Raw genomic sequence first — 6,238 nt, 5'->3', positions numbered from 1 at the left:
TCACCCGATGCCAACCTCGCCCATACCGAGTTATCGACCAGATAGTCGGTCACGACATCGCGCGCTCTGAACTGGGCACGTTGCTGGTGGGGGCGCCGAGTTCAGATTCAAGGTCCGTCAACTCAGCAATTCCATCGATCATCGCACCCTTCTGTTTCGACGCTATGAGACGGCGGAGAGCTAAATCGAGGACTGCGCGGTTCGACCTCTCGCCCGTGAGTGTTCTGGCTCGTTCAATGAGCCCAGGGTCCAAATCAACGCTTGTCATGGCCATGGTCCCACCCCCTTTGTTATATAACTCATTATATAACCGTGGAGATCCGGATGTACATGCTAGCCATCGCACCCGGTCTACACGGGTCAGCGCGGTCGGGTTTCCCAGAACGCAACCGCACTGGCGGCGGCGACGTTGAGGGAGTCCACTCCGTGGCTCATGGGAATGACCACGTGACGATCCGCGTGATAGAGCGTGGCATCCCCGAGCCCCTGGCCCTCGGTACCGAGAATCAGGGCGAGCTTCTCGGGCTTCTCCGCGGCCAACTCGTCAATGGTCACAGCCTCCTCCGACAGCGCCAGTGCCGCCGTGAGGAAACCCGCGTCCTTGAGGACCTGTAGGTCCGCGGTCCAGTGCTCGAGGCGCACCCAGGGAACCTGGAACACGGTTCCCATCGACACCCGAACGGCCCGCCGATACAAGGGGTCGGCGCAACGCGGGGTGACCAGAACGGCGTCGACGTCCAAGGCAGCGGCGGAACGGAAGATCGCGCCCACGTTGGTATGGTCCACGATGTCTTCGAGAATGGCCACGCGCCGGGCCGAGTCCAGCACACCGGCCAAGGGCAGCGGAGCCGGGCGATGCATGGCGGCAATGGCCCCGCGGTGCAGGTGGAAACCGGTGATGTGTTCGAGAACGTTGTCCGAGCCGACGAACACCGGAACGTCGTAGGCGTCGAGGATCTCGCGCATGCCGTCAAGCCATTTCTCGGCCATGAAGAACGAGCGGGGCTGGTGGCCGGCGTCGAGGGCGCGGCGCAGCACCTTGGCGGATTCGGCCAGGTAGAGCCCGCGCTCGGGTTCGATCTTCCGGCGCAGGGCCACGTCCGTGAGGCTCGTGTAATCGGCCACGCGGGGATCTTTGGGATCGGTCAGGCGGACGATGCGCTCTTCAAAGGGGGTCTGTGTCATGGCCAATCTTCTAGAACAGCTGGGAGACCATGTTGACGAGCGCCACCACGCCCAGGATCACGATCACCGTACGCAGCGCAATGGGCGAGAGCCGCTTGCCGATCTTGGCGCCCAGCCACGAACCGAGCGTGGAGCTCAGGGCAATGAACAGCACAACCCACCAGTTGATCCGGTCGAAGGCCAGGAGGATGTAGGACAGCGCCGCCACAATGTTGACCGCGGCCACGAGCACGTTCTTCACCGCGTTGGCCGCCTGCATGGACGCGAGCAGGAACACGCCCAGGATGCCCACGAGCAGCACGCCCTGGGCCGCCACGAAATACCCGCCGTAAATGCCGGCGAAGAACACCAGGAAGTACAGGGCCAGTGGTTGCTTGGCACGGTCGGGGTCCACTTCCCCGCCACTGGTTTCGGTGTCCGCGGCGGCGGCCTCTTGCTGGGCCTTACGACGCCGCACCAGGGCTTGCAAGCGCGGCTGGAAGATCACGAACAGCAGCGCCACCACGATGAGGATGGGCGCTGCCACGCCGAAGACTTCCTCGGGAAGGGTCAGCAGCAACGAAGCGCCGATCACACCGCCCAGCAGGGAGCACGGAATCAGCTTCTTGAGGGTGTGCTTCACTCCCCCGAGTTCGCTGCGATAACTCCACGCGCCCGTCAGGTTGCCGGCGATCAAACCCATCGCGTTGGACATGGACGCTGTCACGGGTGGCACACCCATGGTCACCAGAACCGGGAAGGTCACCAGCGTGCCGGAGCCCACAATCGTGTTGATCAGACCGGCCCACACGCCGGCCACCAGGATCAGGGCGACCTGCCACCACTCGAAGGGAATGGTTCCGGATTCTCCGAACAGCTGCATGGGGGCTGCCGCGGACAGGGAGAGGTTCAGCACCGTGAGACTCGATTACCGCGCGAATGCGGCGTAACGGTCGCCGACCTTCACGAGCTTCAATGGAACGTTGAAGGTCTCGGACAGGTTCTTCTGGGTCATGACCTGCGCGACCGGCCCGGCGGCAACCACCTTGCCCTCGCGCAGCAACATGGCGTGGGTGAAGCCGTCCGGGACTTCCTCGAGGTGGTGGGTGACCATCACGACGGCCGGTGACGCAGGGTCCTTGGCGAGCTCGTCCAAACGGGCCACAAGCTTTTCGCGACCGCCCACGTCCAATCCGGCGGCCGGTTCGTCCAGCAACAACAGTTCGGGGTCAGTCATCAGGGCGCGGGCAATCAGAACTCGTTTGCGTTCACCCTCGGACAGGGTGCCGAAGCGTCGCTCGGCGAGATCGTCCAAGCCCCAGGCCTCGAGTAGTTCCACGGCGCGAGCGTCGTCGAACTCGTCGTACTCTTCACGCCAGCGACCGGTCACACCGTAGGCGGCGGTGACGATCACATTACGGACGGTTTCCGCGTGCGGGATCTGGGTGGCCAGGGTGGCGGAGCTGACGCCGATGCGCGGGCGCAGCTCGAACACGTCCACCGCGCCCAGAATTTCGTCCAGAATGTCCACCATGCCGGTCGTGGGGTGCAGTCGGGCGGCGGCAATGGACAACAGCGTGGATTTACCGGCGCCGTTGGGGCCGAGAATGACCCAGCGTTCACCGTCTTGAACGGTCCAGTTCACCGAATCCAACAGGGTTTTCTCGCCGCGGACGACACTGACGTCCACCAGTTCCAGGACAGCACTCATGGACGCAACTCTAACGTGAGCGGGAGGTGACAAGCAGTCGGGCACACCGGGAACACGGCCACGACCGGTTACAGATCCACGAAGAAGCGCAGCGCATCCAAATTGGGGATGTTCAGTTGCGTATCGGTCACCTCGCGCAGAGCGGGTTTCGCCCGGTAGGCCACGGACAAACCCGCGGCGCGACACATGTCGATGTCGTTGGCGCCATCACCCACGGCGATCACGTTTTCCGGAGCGACGTCGAGTTCTTCCGCCCACTGCCTCAACAAACGGGCCTTGGCTTCGCGGTCCACCACGGGACCGACCACGCGGCCGGTCAGCACGCCGCCCTCGATTTCCAGGGTGTTGGCCGCAGCCCTGGTCAGACCCAAGTTCTCGGCCAAGGGGTCCAGGATCTGGTTGAAGCCGCCGGAGACCGCCGCGACGGCGTGACCGGACCCCAGCAGGGTCTTCACCAGAACCGTGGCCCCCGGGGACAAGCGCACGGACGCCGAGACCTCATGAATGACCGAAACCGGCAGATCCTTCAAAACGCTCACGCGGTCGCGCAACGACTGCTCGAAATCGATGTCCCCGCGCATGGCCCGCTCGGTGACCGCGGCGACCTCCGCTTCGAGCCCCGCATGAGCGGCCAGCATTTCAATGACCTCTTGGCGGATGAGCGTGGAATCCACGTCCGTGACCACCAACTTGCGCACGGAGTTGTCGAACCAGCGTGCATCAATGACGTTGAGGTCCACACCGGGCAGCATCTGTTCGAGACGATTCGGCTGCAATGCCTCACGCAGCGCCTCCGGGGACGGGGCCTCCACATGCACGGTGAGGGCGTTGTATCCCTCCACGTCCGTGGCCTGGCCGCCGGACGCGGAATCCGTCACGCGCACCCAGTTGTGCGAGTCAACCACGCCGCCGGAACGTTCGATCCGTTCCAGCACGGACTCGGTGGCTCCGTCCTCGGGTGACACGGCGAACGCAACGACAATCAGCTTTTGGGGCATGAGATGCAGTCTATCCTCGCGGGGTAAGGGCCTAAAATTACCCGTCCGTAGCTGCTTCCATTTTGCGGTGCTTGCCGGGCGTTCCGATGCGGGAGGGCCACCAGGACTTGGGGCCGATGTCCAATGCCAGGGCCGGGACCAACAGCGAGCGGACAATCACGGTGTCCATCAGCACACCAATGGCCACCACAACGGCCAACTGCACCAAGAACAGAATGGGCAGCACGGCCAGTGCCGCGAACGTTGCCGCGAGTACCACGCCCGCGGCGGTGATCACGCCGCCGGTGGTCACCAGTCCGACCAGAACACCCTTGCGGTGGCCGATCTGCACCACTTCTTCACGCACGCGGCTCATCAGGAAGATGTTGTAGTCGATGCCCAGTGCAACCAGGAACACGAACCCGAACAGGGGCACCGTGGGGTCTGCCTGGTTGATGTCGAACAGGACGAAAATTCCGGTCGCCACGCCCAGCGCGGACAAGTAGGACACCACCGTGGTGACCACCAGGAGCAACGGCATGAGGAAGCTGCGCAGCAGCACGATCAGGATCAACAGGATCACGGCCAACACGATGGGGATGATCAGTGCGCGGTCGCGTTCGGCAGCCGCAATGGTGTCCACCTGCACGGCAGTGGTGCCGCCCACCAGCACAGTGGGGTCCACGCCGGCGAGATCGTCGCGCAGGCGCTGAACGGTTTCCTGTGCCGCACCCGAGTCCGTGTTGTCCGCCAGGGTGGCCTGGATCAGTACCTGACCGCCGTCCACGGTCGGCTGGGCATTGGCCAGCGGGCCGGCCTGGGGTGCGGGGTACGGCAGGGTGCCACTCGGTGAGTCCTGGGCGTTGAACGCAACGGAGGCCACGCCGTCGTCGTCCGCGAGCTGCTCGGCCACGTCCTGGGCCTTGTCCTCGGAGGCGAGCACGTAGGCGGGGTCGCCGGCGCCGCCCGGGAAGTGCCGATCGATGATGGCCAGCCCGTCGCGGGCCTCGGACTCCCCCAGCACGAATTCGGACTCGGGGACGCCGCCGGCGTCCAGCTGCGACGCACCCACCGCGGCGATGCCCAGGGCAACCGCGCACACGATCCACACGGTGCGGGACTTGCGGTCGACCAAACGGGCGACGGCGGGCCACAGGCCTTTCGCGTGCTCAAGGTCGTCGGCTTGCTGGTGTGCCTCGGACACGTTTTCAACCTTGGGCATGCGCGGCCACATGGCCACGCGGCCGAAGATGGCCAACAATGCGGGCAAAAGCGTGAGGCCCGCGAGGATCGCGAAGACCACGCCGATAGCGGTCACCGGACCCAGCGCGCGGTTGGATTCGAGCATCGAGAGCAGCAGGCACAGCAAACCGGCGATCACGGTGGTGCCGGAGGCCAGGACCGCGGGGAACGTCCCCTTCCAAGCCACACGGGTAGCGCGCCAGCGGGATTCGGTGTGATGCAGGGCCTCGCGGAATCGAGCGGTGTACAGCAAGCCGTAGTCCGTGGCTGCGCCGATCACAATGATCGAGAGAATGCCCTGGGTTTGGCCGCTCAGGGTGATGAACTCCTCCTTGGCCATCCAGTACACGGTGAGGATGGCACCGCACAGGGCCGCCAAGGACGTGAGCAGCACCAGGATGGGCAGGATGGGTGAGCGGTAGACCAGAACCAGGATTACCAGGACCGCAACCAAGGCAACCAGCAGGAGCAGCCCGTCAATACCCGCGAACGCTCCACTGAGGTCGGCCACCAGGCCCGCGGGACCGGTGACGGCCACGTTGAGGCCTTCCACGGCGCGGTCATCCAGTTCGGTCCGGATTTCCTCCACGACCGTGGCCGTGTCCGATTCCGCGTCCACCAGGGCAATGATTTCCACGGCCTGCCCGTCCTCGGACGGGATGGGCGGGGACACCTGGGTGACCTGGTCGATGCCGGTCAGCCCCTGGGTGGCCTCAGCCACGTCACGCAGTTGGGCGTCCGAAATCTGGCCCTCGGATTCGGCCACGATGATGGCGGGGATACCTTCCGAGTCGCTGAAATCACCGATCCGGTCCTGAACCTCGGTGGCCTGCGCGTCAACGGGAAGGAAGTCCGCCTGCGAGTTGCTGACCACATCGGAGATCTTGCCGAAGATCGGGCCACCAACACCCATGACACCCAGCCACGCCAGAACCAGCACAATGGGAATGATCCAACGAACGGCGCCGGGCTTCTTGCCGCTACGCGCCAGCGTCTGTGGGGACCGGGTATCAGTGGAGGGCATGATTCACCTGTCATCTGATGCCACTGGGCGCCCCGTTCCGGGGAGGCGGGCGCTCGGCACCGTGGGCTTACGCGCCACGAATGCGGCGTCCACCTGGGAGTCTATGGGGACGGCGCCCTG

The 6,238-nt window shown here is 64.8% G+C and carries 6 protein-coding genes; all 6 read right to left on the bottom strand.

Annotated elements, in window-relative coordinates:
- Positions 1-49: 49 nt before the first annotated feature.
- Positions 50-268: a type II toxin-antitoxin system VapB family antitoxin gene (locus tag Q4E95_RS10320; protein ID WP_303383227.1), complete on the bottom strand. Its 219-nt coding sequence runs from the start codon at positions 266-268 to the stop codon at positions 50-52.
- Between the two features lie 92 nt (positions 269-360).
- Positions 361-1,185 (bottom strand): RNA methyltransferase, encoded by an 825-nt coding sequence (locus Q4E95_RS10315; RefSeq protein ID WP_303383225.1) that lies wholly within the window; start codon positions 1,183-1,185, stop codon positions 361-363.
- Between the two features lie 10 nt (positions 1,186-1,195).
- Complete coding sequence (locus Q4E95_RS10310) at positions 1,196-2,047, bottom strand: sulfite exporter TauE/SafE family protein (protein WP_303383226.1); 852 nt, start codon at positions 2,045-2,047, stop codon at positions 1,196-1,198.
- A 45-nt stretch (positions 2,048-2,092) separates the two neighbouring features.
- Positions 2,093-2,875 (bottom strand): ABC transporter ATP-binding protein, encoded by a 783-nt coding sequence (locus Q4E95_RS10305; protein WP_303383224.1) that lies wholly within the window; start codon positions 2,873-2,875, stop codon positions 2,093-2,095.
- 68 nt (positions 2,876-2,943) lie between these two features.
- Positions 2,944-3,873 (bottom strand): phosphoserine phosphatase SerB, encoded by a 930-nt coding sequence (gene serB, locus Q4E95_RS10300; RefSeq protein ID WP_303383223.1) that lies wholly within the window; start codon positions 3,871-3,873, stop codon positions 2,944-2,946.
- A 37-nt stretch (positions 3,874-3,910) separates the two neighbouring features.
- Positions 3,911-6,118 (bottom strand): MMPL family transporter, encoded by a 2,208-nt coding sequence (locus Q4E95_RS10295; RefSeq protein ID WP_303383222.1) that lies wholly within the window; start codon positions 6,116-6,118, stop codon positions 3,911-3,913.
- Between the last annotated feature and the right edge of the window lie 120 nt (positions 6,119-6,238).

It is taken from the genome of Kocuria sp. (genome assembly GCF_030536815.1).
Classification (GTDB): Bacteria; Actinomycetota; Actinomycetes; order Actinomycetales; family Micrococcaceae; genus Kocuria; species Kocuria gwangalliensis.
The sequence above is the reverse complement of the archived record's forward strand: the minus strand, read 5'-3'. Positions and strand labels throughout refer to the sequence as shown.